The sequence below is a fragment of the Actinomyces sp. HMSC075B09 genome (assembly GCF_001812395.1).
Lineage (GTDB): Bacteria > Actinomycetota > Actinomycetes > Actinomycetales > Actinomycetaceae > Gleimia > Gleimia europaea.
The window spans coordinates 154,763-170,695 of sequence record NZ_KV808742.1 but is presented as its reverse complement, the minus strand read 5'-3'; the positions used below and the strand labels follow the sequence as shown (position 1 = coordinate 170,695).

Sequence of the window (15,933 nt, the reverse complement as noted above, 5' to 3'; positions counted from 1 at the left end):
TGGGGCCCCACCACTTGGTGGGGCCCCAACACGTACACCCACCCCACTAATACAACGGCGTTTAACCTTATAACCACACTAGTGCGTAAACGCCACTAGAACAGTAGCCCACAGCTTCCTTGCTTATCGTCGTCGTGACGGCAAACCGAAAGTTTGACATGATAGAAGCGTGGACTCAGATAACGTTCCCGTACAGAGATCAGGCTCTATCCTTCTAGCAGCCACACCTATTGGAGACACTAATGATGCGTCTCCTAAACTCATTCGTGCCCTCGCAGAAGCAGACTTGGTAGCCGCAGAAGACACGCGTCGAATTCTTAAACTCGCAACACGCCTCGGCGTACGTATCAACGGCGACATCAAATCCCTTCATGAGCACAATGAGAACGAGCGGGTAGATAAAGTTCTGCACCGAGCTGAAGACGGCGAGCGAGTCCTCATCGTCTCCGACGCTGGCATGCCCACGATTTCCGATCCCGGCTATCGGGTGGTCAGCGAAGCAGCTAAACGAGGCATCCCAGTCTCCGCCCTCCCCGGCCCTTCCGCAGTACTCACGGCACTCAGTGTCTCGGGTCTACCCACCGACAGGTTCTGCTTTGAAGGCTTCATCCCCCGCAAACAGGGGGAGCGGGAGCACCGCCTCGACGACCTTAAAGAAGAGCCGCGTACCATGGTGTTTTTTGACTCCCCAAAGCGGATTCACGAGAACCTCACAGATATGGCCAACATATTTGGCGGTGCGCGCAAAGCAGTGCTCTGCCGAGAACTTACCAAAACCCATGAAGAGGTTATTCGCGGAGACCTCAATCATTTAATCTACGCAACCCGCGACGACGTCAAGGGTGAACTAACACTTGTGGTTGCAGGCGCAGATCCACGCGACAAGAGCGCTGAAGACTACGTTGCTAAAGTTATTGCCCTAGCCGAAGGCGGAATGAAACTGAAAGCCGCTGCCAAACTTGTATCCGAAGAAACTGGAGTTCGTAAAAACGAGCTGTACCGGGCGGCGCTCGCTCGTAAACCCGAGTAGTAGCCATTCGATTTCATGTGCAACAGCGCGATGCTTCGCGATCCTCCTTTATCGATTTTAAGACGGTCAAACTCTCAGCAAGCAAAGCGCTCCGAATTGAAGCGGTTTCCTTTATTGGCAAAAGAACGTCAGCGAGGGGAGTAGGTGGAACCACGCCCCGCAAAAGCACTAAAGTAGAGCCATGAGTCGAATTCTGTCAGCAGTAGCATGGCCGTATGCAAACGGCCCTCGTCACATCGGACACGTAGCAGGCTTCGGAGTTCCCTCCGACGTATTCTCTCGCTACATGCGGATGCGGGGCCACGACGTGCTCATGGTCTCAGGTACCGATGAACACGGTACGCCCATCCTCGTTGCCGCTGACGAGCAAGGCATGACTCCACGCGAACTAGCCGATAAGAACAACCGCCTAATCGTTGAAGACCTAGTGGCCCTCGGCCTGTCATACGACCTCTTCACGCGCACCACCACCGGTAACCATTACCAGGTGGTGCAAGCCATGTTCGAAGTAGTGCGCGACAACGGCTACATGCTTGTCCAGCGCACGCACGGCGCAGTATCGCCCTCCACGGGGCGCACGCTCCCTGACCGCTACATTGAAGGCACCTGCCCAATCTGCGGTGACCCCGGTGCTCGCGGCGACCAGTGCGACAACTGCGGCAATCAGCTGGATCCCACCGACCTCATCGATCCGAAGTCGCGAATCAATGGGGAAACCCCAGAGTTTGTGGAAACCGACCACTACTTCCTCGATCTTCCCGCTCTCGCCAAAGCACTATCGGCGTGGCTGGATGATCGCGAAGAGTCGGGACGCTGGCGTCCTAACGTTATTAAGTTCTCGCAGAACTTCCTTGAAGACATCCGCCCGCGCGCCATGACTCGCGACATCGACTGGGGTATTCCCGTGCCAGGTTGGGAAGACCAACCCTCCAAACGCCTTTACGTTTGGTTTGACGCGGTAGTGGGCTATCTGTCTGCGTCGATCGAGTGGGCGCGACGCATCGGTGATCCCGAAGCTTGGCGCAAATGGTGGAATGATCCTGAAGCGCTGTCCTACTACTTCATGGGCAAAGACAACATCGTGTTCCACTCGCAGATTTGGCCAGCCGAACTGCTCGGCTACAACGGCGGCGGCGATAAGGGAGGGCAACCTGGAGACCTCGGCAAACTTAACCTTCCCACCGAGGTGGTATCTTCCGAGTTCCTCACGATGGAGGGCAAGAAGTTCGCATCCTCGCGCGGCATCGTGATCTATGTGCGCGACATGCTACAGCGCTACCAGGCGGACGCCCTGCGCTACTTCATTAGCGCAGCCGGGCCGGAAACCTCCGACGCTGACTTTACTTGGGCGGAGTTCGTGCGCCGCACCAACTCTGAACTCGTAGCCGGCTGGGGCAATCTGGTGAACCGCACGGCCTCCATGATTGCCAAACGCTTTGGTGAGATCCCACAGCCCGGTGAACTGGAGCAGATCGACCGCGACCTCCTCGACAAGATCGAGGCAGGATTCGAAACTGTTGGGGATAAGATTGGTCATCACCACCAAAAGGCTGCGATCCGCGAAATCATGGCTCTCGTTGGGGAAGCCAACAAATACGTTGCGGACACCGAACCCTTCAAGCTGAAGTCCGAAGAGCAAATGCCGCGCCTACGCACGATCCTGTGGACTCTGGCGCAAGCGGTTGCTGACCTGAACCTCATGCTTTCGCCGTTCCTACCCACCTCCGCAAACGCTGTTGACGCGGTTATGGGAGGTAAGGGCGAAATCGCGCCAATGCCTCGTATTGAAGAGGTAACTGATCTTGACGTTAAGGCCGAGGACGGTTCGGACCTGCACTACCCGATCATTACCGGCGACTACAGTGACTTTCCCGAATGGAAGCGCTACGACGTGGTACCCGGCACGGTGATCGGCAAGCCCAAGCCTGTGTTCCAAAAGCTTGATGACTCCGTCATTGAAGAAGAACTCGAACGCTACGCCGGCCTAACCGACAAGTAGGCGAAGGAGCGTAAAGACCTAAAAGTATTGGTGCGGATCTGAAAAATCAGGATCCGCACCAATACTTTTACCGTTTCGAAATGGCCCGCATTTAACGCGAGCCCGGGCAGACTACTTGCTGGTCTGAGCAGCCTCGTTCGCCAGGTCAAACGAGTCGTAGCCGCCCGTCAGATTGCGAACCTTGAAACCCTCCTGCGAAAGGATACGCTCAGCCAAGTAGGCGTTTAGGCCGGTCTTGCAGTGCACAGCGATCGCGCGGTCGCCCGCAATTTCGCGCAGCTCGTCAAGTCGGCCGCGAAGTTCGAAAATTGGGATAGCCACAGCCTCGCGGATCACGCGATCCGGGGCAATCGTGTGAGTTGGGCGAACATCCAAAATGACTTCATCTGCTTTCACCTGCTCAAAATCGGAGAAGTCCCAGATCGGAGCGTTTCCCTCAAGCGTGTTGCGCGCAACGAAGCCAAGAATGTTGATCGGATCCTTAGCCGCTCCAATGGGGGGAGCATAGGTGAGTTCCAGTTCCGCAAGATCCTCCGCAGTCATTCCCGCACGAATCGCAGTGGCGAGGACATCAATGCGGCGCTCCGCACCGTCCTTACTCACAGCTGCGGCACCCAACAGGCGCCCATCGGGAGCGAAGTTAGCGTTCAAATGGATTGGGGTCGAGCCGGGGTAGTATCCCGCGTGGTTAGCCGCGTGGATGCGTACCGTCGTGTGCTCTATGCCCATTCGGTCAAGCTTTTCTGAGCTTGCGCCCGTGAATGCCGCAACGTAGTTAAATAGGCGAATACCAGCTGTGCCGAGCACCGGAGCCTGCCTAATCGGCTTGCGGCCCAAAGCCACGTCTGCCGCGCGCCTACCCTGCCGGTTTGCCGGGCCCGCCAGCATTACCGGAGCCACGCTACCGTCTGCCCACTGCACTTCGACGGCGTCGCCAACCGCAAGAATATCCGGATCCGAAGTTATCTGGTTCGCATCAGTTAAGATGCCGCCTCGCTCACCGAGCTCGAGGCCCGCGTCTTTAGCCAGCTGAGAGTTGGGGCGCACACCCATCGCGGTTACCACCACGTCAGCCTGCAGCTGCTTGCCATCAGACAAAGTAACCTTCACGGGGTAGCCATCGCCGTCCTCGAACTTCGAAGCTCCCACCCCAAGGTGCAGACCAACCCCGTTTGCGCGAAGCTCACGGTGCAACACCACGGCCAGGTCGCCGTCCATCATGGGCAGGACGTGGCTGGCGAACTCCACCAGTTCAACCTCAAACCTGCGGTGAACCAGTGCCTCTACAGCTTCTAAACCAATGAAGCCCGCACCAATCACAATCGCTTTGGCCGCGCGGTTCTCATTCGATTTTGCAAGGCCTGCCTCGGCCAAGCTGATGACTTTGTCCATCTCGGGGATGGTGCGCAGCGTTGAGACAGCCGGATGGTCGATACCCTCAATTGGGGGAGTGGCCGCCACCGAACCGGGGGCTAGAATCAGCTTGTCGTAAGCCTCCTCGTACTCGCCCGCAGGGCCCACGGCCGTCACCGTTTTCGCATCGCGATTAATCCGGGTCACCCGCGTTTCAATCCTCACGTCCAAGTTTGAGCGGCGAGCCAGCGACTCGGGAGTGTGCAACAAAAGTGCATCTCGCTCCTCAATCTCCCCGGCTAAATGATACGGGAGGCCGCAATTTGCAAATGAGACGTACTCCCCGGCCTCAAAAACCACAATCTCGGCGTGCTCATCGATACGGCGAGCCCGCGCCGCCGCGGACATGCCGCCGGCAACGCCGCCAACAACTACAAACTTCATGACACTCCTAAAACTGAAAAGCTGCGCAAACTACGCAAGGGACAAGAAGATTTTGCGAAGTTCCTCAGCGTCGGGATGATCATCCACCCCGCTGCCTTCACTGGCCGCACAAGATTGGATGGCCGCCAAAACCATCGCGTACGTAGCCCTGTCCACCGCCTTCGATGCCGCGATCATTTGCGGCAAAATCTCTAGGCACGGCTTGTCTTCCTCAAGCTGGCGGATAATGGCATCAATTTGACCGCGTGCCCGAGATAGGCGGTTTCGAACCGCGCGGCGATCTTCTTCGCTTACCTGAACTGAAGTCATTTTTACAACCTGCAATCTATACGAAAGATACCCCCACGGGTTTACGATCGATCATATCGTGTACCCGTGGGGGTATTCTCGAAGGGGAGTTAATCGAGTGGAAAATCACCACATCTTGGACTTCTTTTCCTTCACGCTTGCTATGGCCGCGGTAATCAGCATAATGAGGCCCATCACCGTTAAGCCCACCGTTCCTATCAGAGGCCAGTTGAACATGTGCCACCACGGCATCGAGATGATAAGCGCTCCAATCGCAATGAGGGTGAGCGCCCAAGTCAGCAAGCCGAACTTGACCGAACGATCCTCGTCTTCATTCTCTAGGGGAGGCTGAAAAGCGGGACGTTGCGGAGCAAAGCCGGTATCTGCAAACGGGTCTTCCTGGCGGCGCGAGTCTTCGAAGGAGGAAGCGGGGCCAGGTGTTTCGTTGGGGACATGCCCGGCCTGCGCTGGCTCATTTTGTGAAGACGCGGTTGCGAAGACTTCAGGCTCTCCCGCGTTGTTCTCCGTTTCATTCGCATCGGATTCCCCCGTCACGCGCGGATCAAACGCGCTGGGCTGGTCCGCTGGGTCAAAGTTAAGCTCCGGAAGAAGCTCGGTTGCGCCGGAGTCCTCTCCCTCGCCCATCGGCATTTGGGCGGTGCTGTCCACCTCAAACGAAGTGGTCTTATCTTCGTCAGGAATGTTCTTATTTTCCGTCATGATTCACTCCTAAAAAGCTAAAAAGGCCGATGCGCTACCAACAACCATCATGAATCCCGGGACCAGAACCGTCACTACAATCGACAGCGCGGTGAGCCACGTGCCCTGCTTGCTCTGCAACGCGCGCACGCCCAAAACCATTCCAGTGATTATGAACGCGACGCCAACCACCGAAGTTGCGATAATTCCCGGATTCGTAAAGAAATTCATCCGCCACAGTAGCCAAGTGAGGGCCGTAACGAGGAACAGTGAACCCGTAATGCCAAGGAATGCAGACACGCCAGGGCCCTGCGGGCGTGTCCTCACCGGGTAAGGCGGTAGTGGTGCGGGTTGCCCATACGGGGCGTAGGGAACTGGCCTCGGCTCAGGGCCACGCAAGGGGGGCGCCGGTTGGTTCGAGTTCCATGCTGTTTGATCGGTCATAAACGCGGCATTCGTGGGAGCGGGACCAACTATATTTTCCTCGTGTTCCGGTGCATCGTCCGAGACATTCCAAGCCGGGGCATTTGGTTCCTGCTGGTTTTGGTTAGGCAGGGAAGTCTCACCGGGCTGGACCGCGTTGCCAGTCTCGTCAAACCTGAAGTCGTTCTGGCGGGGAGGAAATGCGCTGCTGTGAGATTGGTGCGCCTCGCCATAGGGTGGGCGCGGACCATGTGGGCTCCCGAGCTCCTCGCGTTGTTTGCGTTTACTCATCAAAATAATGATCAATACAGCCGCTGCGACTAAGAAGAATGTTGCGACGGTGCCTCCCGCACCATACAACCCTCCAATCCAGCCATCGCCCGTTTTGTACTCGATAGAAATAGGCCAGAAGAAGCCGAAAATAGCAAACGCTGCCACACCCAAGTGCGCGATATCGAAACGTGCCTGAATGAACTCTTCAAGATGGATTCGGTTATCCGTGCGTTCTGGAACGAGCGCCCAGAGCGCCGCATACGCGAACAGCATCACACGCGGGTTCAAAATCGCGAAAATGAACATCAGGCCGCGAATCAGGTTAGCGTCAAGACCTGTGATAACTGCAGCGCCGGAAGCCACGCCGCCGATCCAACGATCGGGTTCACGGCGAATACGCCAACTGCGGATCGAATTGAAAAAGCTTTGCCGACCCCGCTCATCTGGCTCGTAGGGCGGGCGCGGAGGCTGATAGTTGTAACTCATGATTCAATAATCACCCGCGCCGCCGTCTTGCGGTATCAGGGAAGGCCCTGATTTCACCCTGAATCTGGGGTAGGGGAAGTACAAGCGAGGTTATTTTTTGGCACTATGAGAGTGTGAATAGCGCGCAACAACAAAATTGGCTGGCCGCAGTAAGGCCGCCACTCGAGCGTACTCCGCGCGGAGCGGATGGTAGGCCTAAGCCGTGGCTGGCAGGCGTCGTATCCGGGTTGTCCGTGCACTTGCGCGTATCCGTAACGGTACTACGCGTAGCTTTTTTAGCGCTGGTTCCACTTGGGAGCCCAATACTCTACGTATGGTTGTGGGCACTCACGCCCAAGGTGAGCGAAGAACGCAGATACCGTGCGACCCGCATCGCGAGGCCCGTTAAAGAACACCGTAACGTGCCCGCCGGTACCGCCCGCAACGGCGTCGCCTTCGCCATCGTTCTCCTTCTAGCCGCCGCGATCTTCTGGGCCGTGCAATCCGGGTGGATCTACCTGAGCAAAGACTGGATTGCCACCGCCCTTCTCCTGGCGGGCATCGCTCTCATCTGGGTGCAGTCCTCCAGCATCCAAGACTGGAAGAACCCCATGGTGCTTGGCCTTACCGGAACGGGTGTGGTTGCCGTCCTCGGCGGCGTCACCCTCCTACTTCTGGGAGGAGGGGCCAGCCTGCTTCCCGGCCTGATCCTAGGCCTGGCCCTCATCCTCGTTCTCGCGCTCGCATTCTCGCCCCTAGTTATGCGCATGACCAAAGAACTCTCTGCCACCCAGGTGGCTCGTGCCCGCGAAACCGAACGCGCCGACATTGCAGCGCACCTGCACGACTCCGTCCTCCAAACTCTCACTCTCATTAAGAACAATGCGGATAACCCCGCCAGCGTGCGCTCTCTTGCCCTCAAACAAGAACGTGAGCTTAGATCGTGGCTATATACGGGAGCAGAACGAACAAGCGCATCCGCTAGGCGCCTACTCGAAACGTCAATAGAGGCAGTTGAAGAACTTTACGGCGTGGAAATCGAAACTGTAACCGTTGGCGACGCCGCGCCCGGCCCTAACGAACAGGCCGCCATCGCCGCTGCTACAGAAGCCGCCAAGAACGCCGCACGCCACGGAGCGCCGCCCATACAGATCTACGCGGAACTTGGCGACCAATACGACATCTACATCAAAGACGCAGGCCCTGGCTTCGACCTTTCAAACATGCCTGCCGACCGGCACGGCGTGCGCGACTCCATCATCGCCAGAACCGAACGCGCCGGCGGCCGCGTAGAAATCCGCACCCTAAACCCCGGAACCGAAATTCACATCAGTGTTCCTCGAAGTGAAAAGATTAAACCGTGACACTAAACGTAATAATCATTGATGACCACCCCCTCGTGCGTGCCGGCGTGCGCCACGAGCTGTCAAAATATTCCGAAGAAGTCAGTGTTATTGGCGAAGCCGAAGACGTAGACAGCGGTATCGCCCTCGTTCGCGAACTCCAGCCAGACGTCGTGTTGCTAGACGTGCACCTACCCGGTGGAAGAGGCGGAGGAGGCGCTGAAATTCCGCGCGCAACCGCTGACCTTCCCAACGTGCGCTACCTGGCCCTCTCCGTGTCGGATTCGCCCGAAGACGTGGTTGCAACCATACGCGCAGGCGCTCGCGGATACGTCACTAAATCGATCTCAACCAAGGATCTCGTGGGAGCGATCATCCGCGTTGGTGCCGGTGACGCTGCCTTCTCGCCGCGCCTTGCCGGGTTCGTCCTCGACGCATTTGGAACTCATGAAATCGCCACTACCGATGAGGAACTAGATCTGCTCTCCGCGCGCGAACGTGAAGTTATGCGGCTAATCGCTCGCGGATTCACTTACAAAGAGGTAGCGGGCGAACTTTTTATCTCGGTAAAAACTGTAGAAACCCACGTTTCGTCTGTACTGCGCAAACTGCAACTCTCAAACCGCAATGAACTCGCGCGTTGGGCTGCCGCAAGAAACATCGTGTGAGCGCCCCGCTAACTTCATGTCCGTGGCAGTGTGTACAGTTGATGCGGGCGGCTAACCTGCCCGAATAGTCGACAAGTTGGAAAGCGCGATGCGAAGCTTTAACGAACCTGCACACTCCTACACCGCACTACCTGGCCTGCCTCCACTGGCGGCGCAAGGAGACGAGCCGGAAGTATCGTGGGATACGCCGGGCACGCTGTGGGAAGAACCAGCGTCTGTTGACACCAGTGACCTCACCAACGGCCTCAATCCGCAGCAGCATGAAGCCGTTGTTTACGAGGGTGGGCCGTTACTCGTGGTGGCCGGTGCGGGATCCGGAAAGACGCGTGTGCTTACTCATCGCATTGCATACCTGCTCCGCACGGGGAGGGCTCGCGCCAGCGAGATCCTCGCAATCACATTTACTAACAAAGCTGCGGCCGAAATGCGGGAGCGGGTTGCCGGTCTAATCGGCCCCGAGGCGCGCCGCATGTGGGTATTCACTTTCCACTCCGCATGCGTGCGCATTCTGCGCGAGCAATACCAGGCGGCGGGCCTGCGCTCCTCGTTCACCATTTACGACCAGCAGGATTCCAACCGTCTCGTCACCATGGTTGCACGTGCCCAAAATGTCGACACCAAGCGATTTAGTGCCAAAATGCTTCAGGCGCGTATTTCTGACCTCAAGAACGACCTCATCACGCCTAGTAAATACGCAGAGATCGCACCAAACGATCCAGTTTCGCAAACCGTTGCAAACGTCTACCGCGACTATCAAAAGCGCTTGCGCGAATCGAACGCCCTCGATTTCGATGATCTCATCATGCGCACCGTTCAGCTTCTCAAAGAGAATAGGGCCGTTGCCGAGCACTACCACAGGAGATTCCGCCACATCCTCGTCGACGAATATCAAGACACGAACCACGCACAATACGTGCTAATCCGCGAACTAATCGGAGACGGAACCGATGTTCCGCAGGGCGAACTGACGGTAGTTGGCGACTCGGACCAGTCGATTTACGCATTCCGGGGCGCCACCATTCGCAACATCGAAGAGTTCGAAAAAGACTTCCAGAACGCGCACACCGTGGTCCTAGAACATAATTACCGGTCCACCCAAAACATTTTGTCGGCAGCAAACGCCGTCATCTCAAAAAACTCCGGGCGGCGCGCGAAGGCCCTGTGGACCGACCTGGGCGCCGGAGACAACATCATCTACGACGCCGCAGAATCTGAACACGACGAAGCGCGCTTCATCATCGGTGAAATCGACAACCTGATCGGCACCTACAAGTACGGCGACATGGCTATCTTCTACCGCACCAACGCCCAATCGCGCGCCCTAGAAGAATCGCTTGTCCGAGCCGGCATTCCATACCGCGTTGTGGGCGGCACCAAGTTCTATGAGCGCAAAGAAATCAAGGACGCGATTGCCTACCTGCAGGCCATCACAAACCCTGATGATACGGTTTCACTACGCCGCATCATCAACACGCCCCGGCGTGGCATTGGCGACAAAGCAGAGGGGGCGTTCATCGCCCATGCCGACATGTATGCCACAAATTTTGGAGGGGCGCTACGCGAAAACTGGATTGCAAAAGACTGCCCGCGCGGGGAAGGGGAGGGCATAGACCTGCCCGAGGGGGCATGGGAAGCTCACATAGAAAAGGCTCGTGCAGAAAGCGGTGGCAACTTGGTTACGGGGGCCAGCCCGAGGGCGCTCAACGCGGCCGCCGGTTTCTGGGGACTGCTCGAAACCATGCGATGCGCGGTAGAAGTAGGAGCGACCATTAGCTCTGTGCTCGATGACGTCATGGAAGCCACCGGCTACCTCAAAGAGCTACGCGAATCTAACGACCCGCAAGACGCCTCTCGCGTTGAGAATCTGGCCGAACTACACTCCGTGGCCGAGGACTTTGCCCAGGTGAATCCCGAGGGTGGGTTAGTGGACTTCCTCGAGCGGGTATCCCTCGTAGCAGATGCCGACCAGGTTCCAGACTCCGCGGACCTTGCGGGCGGCGCGAGCAGTGGGGAAGTCACCCTGATGACCGTGCACACTGCTAAGGGCCTGGAATTTCCTATCGTGTTCGTCACCGGCCTCGAGGATGGAACATTCCCGCACCAGCGCAGCCTCACGGACGAAAGCGAACTATCCGAAGAGCGTCGCCTCGCATACGTTGCGATCACGCGCGCCCGAAAACGTCTGTACTTAACGCGCGCCGCCGTGCGGTCTGCATGGGGAACGCCCGTGGATTTACCCCCTTCGCGTTTCCTGGATGACATTCCCGGCGAGGTGTTGGAAATCCGGCGTGAGCGTACCCAAATGGACAATTACCGCTCCGGTGGTTTTGGATCTGACTACGGAGCTAAATACAGTTCCGGTTCGGGCTATTCCGATTCTGACTTCAGTCCTGCCTTTGGGTCGGGTCGCTACCGGGGCACGTACTCTGGGAAGCGATCGTCGCGCGTCACCTCACGTTTTGACAGTGACGCTGTCAGCCGCGTGAGAGAAGCCGGTGAGAAGTTCAAACCCACCAAACTCGGGCAAGGTAAGACGAAGAAGAGCTCCGCTCCAGTGATTCAGCTGGCCGCCGGTGATCGGGTGCAACACGCCTCTTACGGTGAGGGAGTGGTGATTCGTCTGGAAGGAGACGGAGCGTCACAGGTGGCGCACGTAGATTTTGGCGAAGGAAAACCACGCCGATTACTGCTTCGTTACGCTCCGCTAAAGAAGCTCTAAGCAATCCTTGGCAAGCTAATGGCGCAAATCTCAAACTTGATATATGAAAGTGAGATTCGCGCCATTAGTGACGCATTTTTTGCCGCAAGACGCTAACCTAATATCAAGATGTCTCGATGTCGAGCTTCTTTTATGTGAAGCTCTTCTTCAGATTTCGCAACCGAGGACCATACGATCCAGACGAAAGGCAAGGGCGTGGATCTATACGAATACCAGGCGCGCGACCTCTTTGAAGCGCACGGTGTACCAGTTCTCCGTGGCATCGTCGCCACCACCCCAGATGAAGCACAAGCGGCAGCTACCGAACTGGGAGGCGGCACTGTAGTTGTCAAAGCCCAGGTTAAGGTCGGCGGCCGCGGCAAGGCAGGTGGCGTTAAACTCGCGCACTCGCCCGGTGAGGCTCGTGAGAAATCCGAGGAAATCCTCGGCATGGATATCAAGAGCCACACCGTCCACCGCGTCATGATTGCCGAGGGCGCTGCAATCAAAGAAGAGTACTACTTCTCCATCCTTCTTGACCGCGCTAACCGCCGCCACCTGGCCATGTGTTCGCGCGAAGGCGGCATGGACATCGAAACCCTCGCGAAAGAGCGCCCCGAAGCCCTCGCCAAAGTAGGCCTGGACGCCACGGTTGGTATCGATGATGCGAAAGCGCGTGAAATCCTTACCGAGGCTGGCTTTACTGCTGATGAACTTGATGCGCTTGCTCCCGTCCTCGTGAAACTTTGGGACGTTTACAAGGGTGAAGATGCAACGCTCGTTGAGGTGAATCCGCTGGTCAAGGTTGAAAACGGCTCGATCATTGCTCTTGACGGTAAGGTTTCGCTTGATGACAATGCCGCATTCCGTCACCCCGAGTATGAGGCCCTGAAGGACACGTCGGTGCAGGACCCGCGCGAGGCCAGGGCCAAGGCGGAGGGCCTGAACTACGTTCGCCTCGAAGGCGAGGTTGGCATTATTGGAAACGGCGCAGGCCTTGTAATGTCCACCCTTGACGTCGTCGCATACGCAGGCGAGAAGTACGGTACGCGCCCCGCGAACTTCCTCGACATCGGTGGCGGTGCTTCCGCAGAGGTTATGGCCAAGGGCCTTGACGTCATCCTCGGTGACGAACAGGTCCGTTCCTGCCTCGTAAACGTTTTCGGTGGCATCACCGCGTGCGACGAGGTTGCCAAGGGCATCATCGGCGCCCTCGAACTTCTGGGCGATGCCGCAACGAAACCAATAGTGGTACGCCTTGACGGCAACAAGGTTGAAGAAGGCCGCGCGATTTTGGCCGAAGCTAACCACCCCCTCGTAACCATGATCGAGACCATGGACGGCGCTGCCGCCAAGGCCGCTGAACTTGCGAAAGCCTGAAAGGACCGAAAAGATGGCTATCTTTCTAGATGAAAATGATCTGATTATCGTCCAGGGCATGACGGGTTCAGAAGGCACCAAGCACACCACGCGCATGCTGTCTTCTGGCACCAAGGTCGTGGGCGGCGTGAACCCACGCAAGGCTGGACAAACACAGACCTTCGACGTCACGCCATACGGCCCCATGGCCGACAAGGTTGAGGCCGGCCAGGTTGAGGTCCCTGTTTTTGGAACCGTTGCCGAGGCTAAGGAAGCAACTGGAGCGGACGTCTCTGTAGTTTTCGTGCCCCCACGTTTTGCCAAGGGTGCCGTGCTCGAAGCCGTAGACGCAGGTATGCGTCTCGTCGTGGTCATCACGGAGGGCATTCCCGTTCAGGACTCCGTGGAGTTCCGCCAAGCTGCTGAAGCCAAGGGCGTTCAACTGATTGGCCCGAACTGCCCCGGCATCATCTCGCCCGCAAAGTCCAACGTGGGTATCACGCCCGCTGACATCACGGGTCCCGGCCGCATTGGCCTAGTCTCCAAGTCTGGCACGCTCACCTACCAGATGATGTACGAGCTTTCCGACATCGGATTCACCACCTGCATCGGAATTGGTGGCGACCCGGTAATCGGAACTACGCACATTGATGCTCTCAAGGCCTTCGAAGAAGATCCCGATACCGAGCTGATTGTCATGATTGGTGAGATCGGTGGCGACGCGGAAGAACGCGCAGCCGAATACATCAAGGCAAACGTAACCAAGCCCGTAGTTGGCTACGTTGCGGGCTTTACGGCTCCGGAAGGAAAAACCATGGGGCATGCCGGCGCGATCGTCACCGGCTCGTCCGGTACCGCGGATGCCAAGAAGGAAGCACTCGAGGCAGTTGGTGTGCGCGTAGGTAAGACACCTACCGAAACTGCTAACCTCGCTCGCGAAATCCTCCTGGGCTAGGCGAAAAGCACCAAGGGCGGCTTCACACTGACGTGGGGCCGCCCTTTTGCGTTGCTCCCACGCGATAGCAGAGGTGCGTTTGGTGGACACACCGGCAATTCGCCGTGATAAAGCCTGCGGTTTGAACCAAGATAGAAACGATGCGAGAAAACACAGGGGATCGAAGCGAGCGCGAGCAGGCGCACCGGCCGAGCAAAAAAGAACGGGAAGCTAGCGAGCGGAAGTTAGCTCGCAAGGCACATGCCGATCAGGTTCGCGAGCGGGTTTTAGAGCAGCGCCGTCGCGACGTCGAGGCCGGTGTGTCAAACCCGCGGCGAGACGCCGAGGAGCTACGGCGCGCCATTGCGCAGGCTCGCAATCGCCAGAACCGACGCGCCGCAGATCCACGCACGCCACATGAACTTCCAACCGAGCGTCTCACCGACGTGGAGCGCGCACTTATCGAGCAAGATCTTCTAGACGAGCTGGAAGAGGCTCCCTCGCAAGTCGAAATCGAAGAAGATGTGGACGGACAGGCTGAAGAAGAGCCAGCGCAGTCCTTGAAAGCGGCAGAGGGCGAGCCAGCTGAACAAGCCGATGCTGTTCCAACGGTGGCGCGAATGCCCGTGGAGCGCAAGGTCATTGTGGTGCGCCCGCCCGCAGGTTGGCCGCAGCTACTGCTCGCAGCCCTCGAAACCGCGTTCTTCTCGGGGGCACTAATCGCCGCAGTCGCATTGGTTAGCTTCCTGGCCAACGCGTCGAATCCGTGGATGATGGAGGCCGATTGGAACTCCGCAATCTCGGTGGGTAGCGACTTTTGGGCCATGTCCTACGGTGCCAGTGTGACGATTGCTGGCGCAAGCTACAAGATGATTCCGCTGGGGCTAACAATCATGCACGTGGCGCTGGCCAGAGCCGGACTGGCAAGGGCAAACGTGGCAAGCTGGCGTGGTTCAGCTCTGTTCATACCGGTTTACCTCGGGGTCGTGCTTTTGCTGGCAGTGTTCAACAAAACGAGTGCCTCGCTACCCCAGCTGGTCCTCGGGAGCCTCTTCGTGTCAGCCCTGGCGTGGGTGTGGTCGCTGAAGTCGCATGATTTAGATTTGGAATCTAAGCCCGGCGGGGGCCCGTACCTACGTGCCATCAAAGATGCAGTAGTTGGTTTCGCCGCACTCTTCGCGGTTGGAATGGTGACCGGCCTCGTGGGGATTGTTGCCGGCTGGAGCCGGATAAGAGGCATAGCGGATCTGCTTAATGCCTCCGTCTTTGACTCCGTGATCATTTGGATCACTCAGGCCCTGTACCTTCCTAATGTGGCCGGTTGGGCAGCGTCGTGGCTAATGGGGCCGGGTTTTTACACGGCTTCGGACGCTATAGTCACACCCTCTCGCGCAGATGTAGCCGCGATTCCCGCGATCCCAATCCTGGGTGCTATTCCGCAGACCGAGGTAGGAATTTGGGTTGTGTTAATTCCTATCGCGCTCGGTGTTTTGCTTGGTATGGCCGCAGTGAAGTGGAGGGGGGAAGAGAATCTGGCCGACCACCTGGTACATGCCTCAATGTATGTACTAACCTTTCTGGTGCTGGTGGCGGCGTGGATGTGGCTTTCGATGGGAACCCTCGGTGTTGCGCGAATGGGGCTTTTGGGGCCGCGCTTGGTTTACGCTGTGGCGTTGGCGGCGCTCGAAGTTGGTGTGAGCGCTGCGGTCGTGTACGCACTCGCGCACCCGTTCTTCCTCGATAAGTATGCGCAGGCAGGAGCGGCCGCGTCTCGAGTCACGCGCTCGACCTCCAAGAAGATTAGCCGGAATAAGACCATCGACGATCAGGTCGCTCTGCCGGATCTTGCGCAGGAAGATAGCGCGGATCAGGAGGAGCCTGACCCGGATGCAGATCAAGACGCAGATCAAGAAGTTTCCCCCGACCATAACGAGACAAATTGAGACCAAGGTTGACG

General features: G+C 57.7%; 12 protein-coding genes. 8 read left to right on the top strand and 4 right to left on the bottom strand.

The genetic code is table 11. The features are described from left to right. Nucleotides 1–169 precede the first annotated feature (169 nt). Complete coding sequence (gene rsmI / locus HMPREF2854_RS07530; protein WP_070621062.1) at nt 170–1,030, top strand: 16S rRNA (cytidine(1402)-2'-O)-methyltransferase; 861 nt, start codon at nt 170–172, stop codon at nt 1,028–1,030. A 181-nt stretch (nt 1,031–1,211) separates the two neighbouring features. Next, nucleotides 1,212–3,029 carry a methionine--tRNA ligase gene (gene metG, locus HMPREF2854_RS07525; RefSeq protein ID WP_070621060.1) on the top strand — a complete coding sequence of 606 codons (1,818 nt, stop codon included), beginning with the start codon at nt 1,212–1,214 and terminating at the stop codon, nt 3,027–3,029. Nucleotides 3,030–3,140: 111 nt separating this feature from the next. Here metG and HMPREF2854_RS07520 read toward each other — a convergent pair whose 3' ends face one another. From HMPREF2854_RS07520 to HMPREF2854_RS07505, 4 genes are all read right to left on the bottom strand, one after another. Further along, entirely contained in the window at nt 3,141–4,826 is a 1,686-nt protein-coding gene (locus HMPREF2854_RS07520) for an FAD-dependent oxidoreductase (RefSeq protein ID WP_070621059.1), read from the bottom strand. 30 nt (nt 4,827–4,856) lie between these two features. Beyond that, a complete protein-coding gene (locus HMPREF2854_RS07515) occupies nt 4,857–5,135 on the bottom strand; it encodes a metal-sensitive transcriptional regulator (protein WP_070621056.1) in 279 nt (92 codons plus the stop codon). Nucleotides 5,136–5,240: 105 nt separating this feature from the next. Next, nucleotides 5,241–5,834, bottom strand: a complete 594-nt coding sequence (locus HMPREF2854_RS07510; RefSeq protein ID WP_070621054.1) for a hypothetical protein — start codon at nt 5,832–5,834, stop codon at nt 5,241–5,243. Nucleotides 5,835–5,843: 9 nt separating this feature from the next. Then, nucleotides 5,844–6,995 (bottom strand): PspC domain-containing protein, encoded by a 1,152-nt coding sequence (locus tag HMPREF2854_RS07505; protein ID WP_070621053.1) that lies wholly within the window; start codon nt 6,993–6,995, stop codon nt 5,844–5,846. A gap of 113 nt (nt 6,996–7,108) precedes the next feature. Between HMPREF2854_RS07505 and HMPREF2854_RS07500 the strand changes: the two genes are divergently transcribed. From HMPREF2854_RS07500 to HMPREF2854_RS07475, 6 genes are all read left to right on the top strand, one after another. Continuing rightward, a complete protein-coding gene (locus HMPREF2854_RS07500) occupies nt 7,109–8,338 on the top strand; it encodes an ATP-binding protein (RefSeq protein WP_102218403.1) in 1,230 nt (409 codons plus the stop codon). Next, the gene (locus HMPREF2854_RS07495) at nt 8,335–8,985 is read left to right on the top strand and encodes a LuxR C-terminal-related transcriptional regulator (protein WP_070621050.1); all 651 of its coding nucleotides are present in this window, start codon (nt 8,335–8,337) and stop codon (nt 8,983–8,985) included. Before HMPREF2854_RS07500 ends, HMPREF2854_RS07495 begins: the two co-directional genes overlap by 4 nt. 88 nt (nt 8,986–9,073) lie before the next feature. Beyond that, the gene (locus tag HMPREF2854_RS07490) at nt 9,074–11,704 is read left to right on the top strand and encodes an ATP-dependent helicase (protein ID WP_070621048.1); all 2,631 of its coding nucleotides are present in this window, start codon (nt 9,074–9,076) and stop codon (nt 11,702–11,704) included. Between the two features lie 195 nt (nt 11,705–11,899). Further along, the gene (sucC, locus tag HMPREF2854_RS07485; RefSeq protein ID WP_070621046.1) at nt 11,900–13,063 is read left to right on the top strand and encodes an ADP-forming succinate--CoA ligase subunit beta; all 1,164 of its coding nucleotides are present in this window, start codon (nt 11,900–11,902) and stop codon (nt 13,061–13,063) included. A 13-nt stretch (nt 13,064–13,076) separates the two neighbouring features. After that, nucleotides 13,077–13,997, top strand: coding sequence for a succinate--CoA ligase subunit alpha (sucD, locus tag HMPREF2854_RS07480; RefSeq protein ID WP_070621044.1), 921 nt, complete (start codon nt 13,077–13,079; stop codon nt 13,995–13,997). Nucleotides 13,998–14,137: 140 nt separating this feature from the next. Next, nucleotides 14,138–15,919: a cell division protein PerM gene (locus tag HMPREF2854_RS07475; RefSeq protein WP_070621043.1), complete on the top strand. Its 1,782-nt coding sequence runs from the start codon at nt 14,138–14,140 to the stop codon at nt 15,917–15,919. Nucleotides 15,920–15,933: the final 14 nt, after the last annotated feature.

Bases quoted from the DNA above. Each gene is read 5' to 3' on its own strand.
- HMPREF2854_RS07510 (WP_070621054.1), bottom strand. From the start codon at position 5,834: ATGACGGAAAATAAGAACATTCCTGACGAAGATAAGACCACTTCGTTT.
- HMPREF2854_RS07520 (WP_070621059.1), bottom strand. From the start codon at position 4,826: ATGAAGTTTGTAGTTGTTGGCGGCGTTGCCGGCGGCATGTCCGCGGCG.
- HMPREF2854_RS07490 (WP_070621048.1), top strand. From the start codon at position 9,074: ATGCGAAGCTTTAACGAACCTGCACACTCCTACACCGCACTACCTGGC.
- sucD (WP_070621044.1), top strand. From the start codon at position 13,077: ATGGCTATCTTTCTAGATGAAAATGATCTGATTATCGTCCAGGGCATG.
- HMPREF2854_RS07475 (WP_070621043.1), top strand. From the start codon at position 14,138: ATGCGAGAAAACACAGGGGATCGAAGCGAGCGCGAGCAGGCGCACCGG.
- HMPREF2854_RS07505 (WP_070621053.1), bottom strand. From the start codon at position 6,995: ATGAGTTACAACTATCAGCCTCCGCGCCCGCCCTACGAGCCAGATGAG.
- metG (WP_070621060.1), top strand. From the start codon at position 1,212: ATGAGTCGAATTCTGTCAGCAGTAGCATGGCCGTATGCAAACGGCCCT.
- HMPREF2854_RS07515 (WP_070621056.1), bottom strand. From the start codon at position 5,135: ATGACTTCAGTTCAGGTAAGCGAAGAAGATCGCCGCGCGGTTCGAAAC.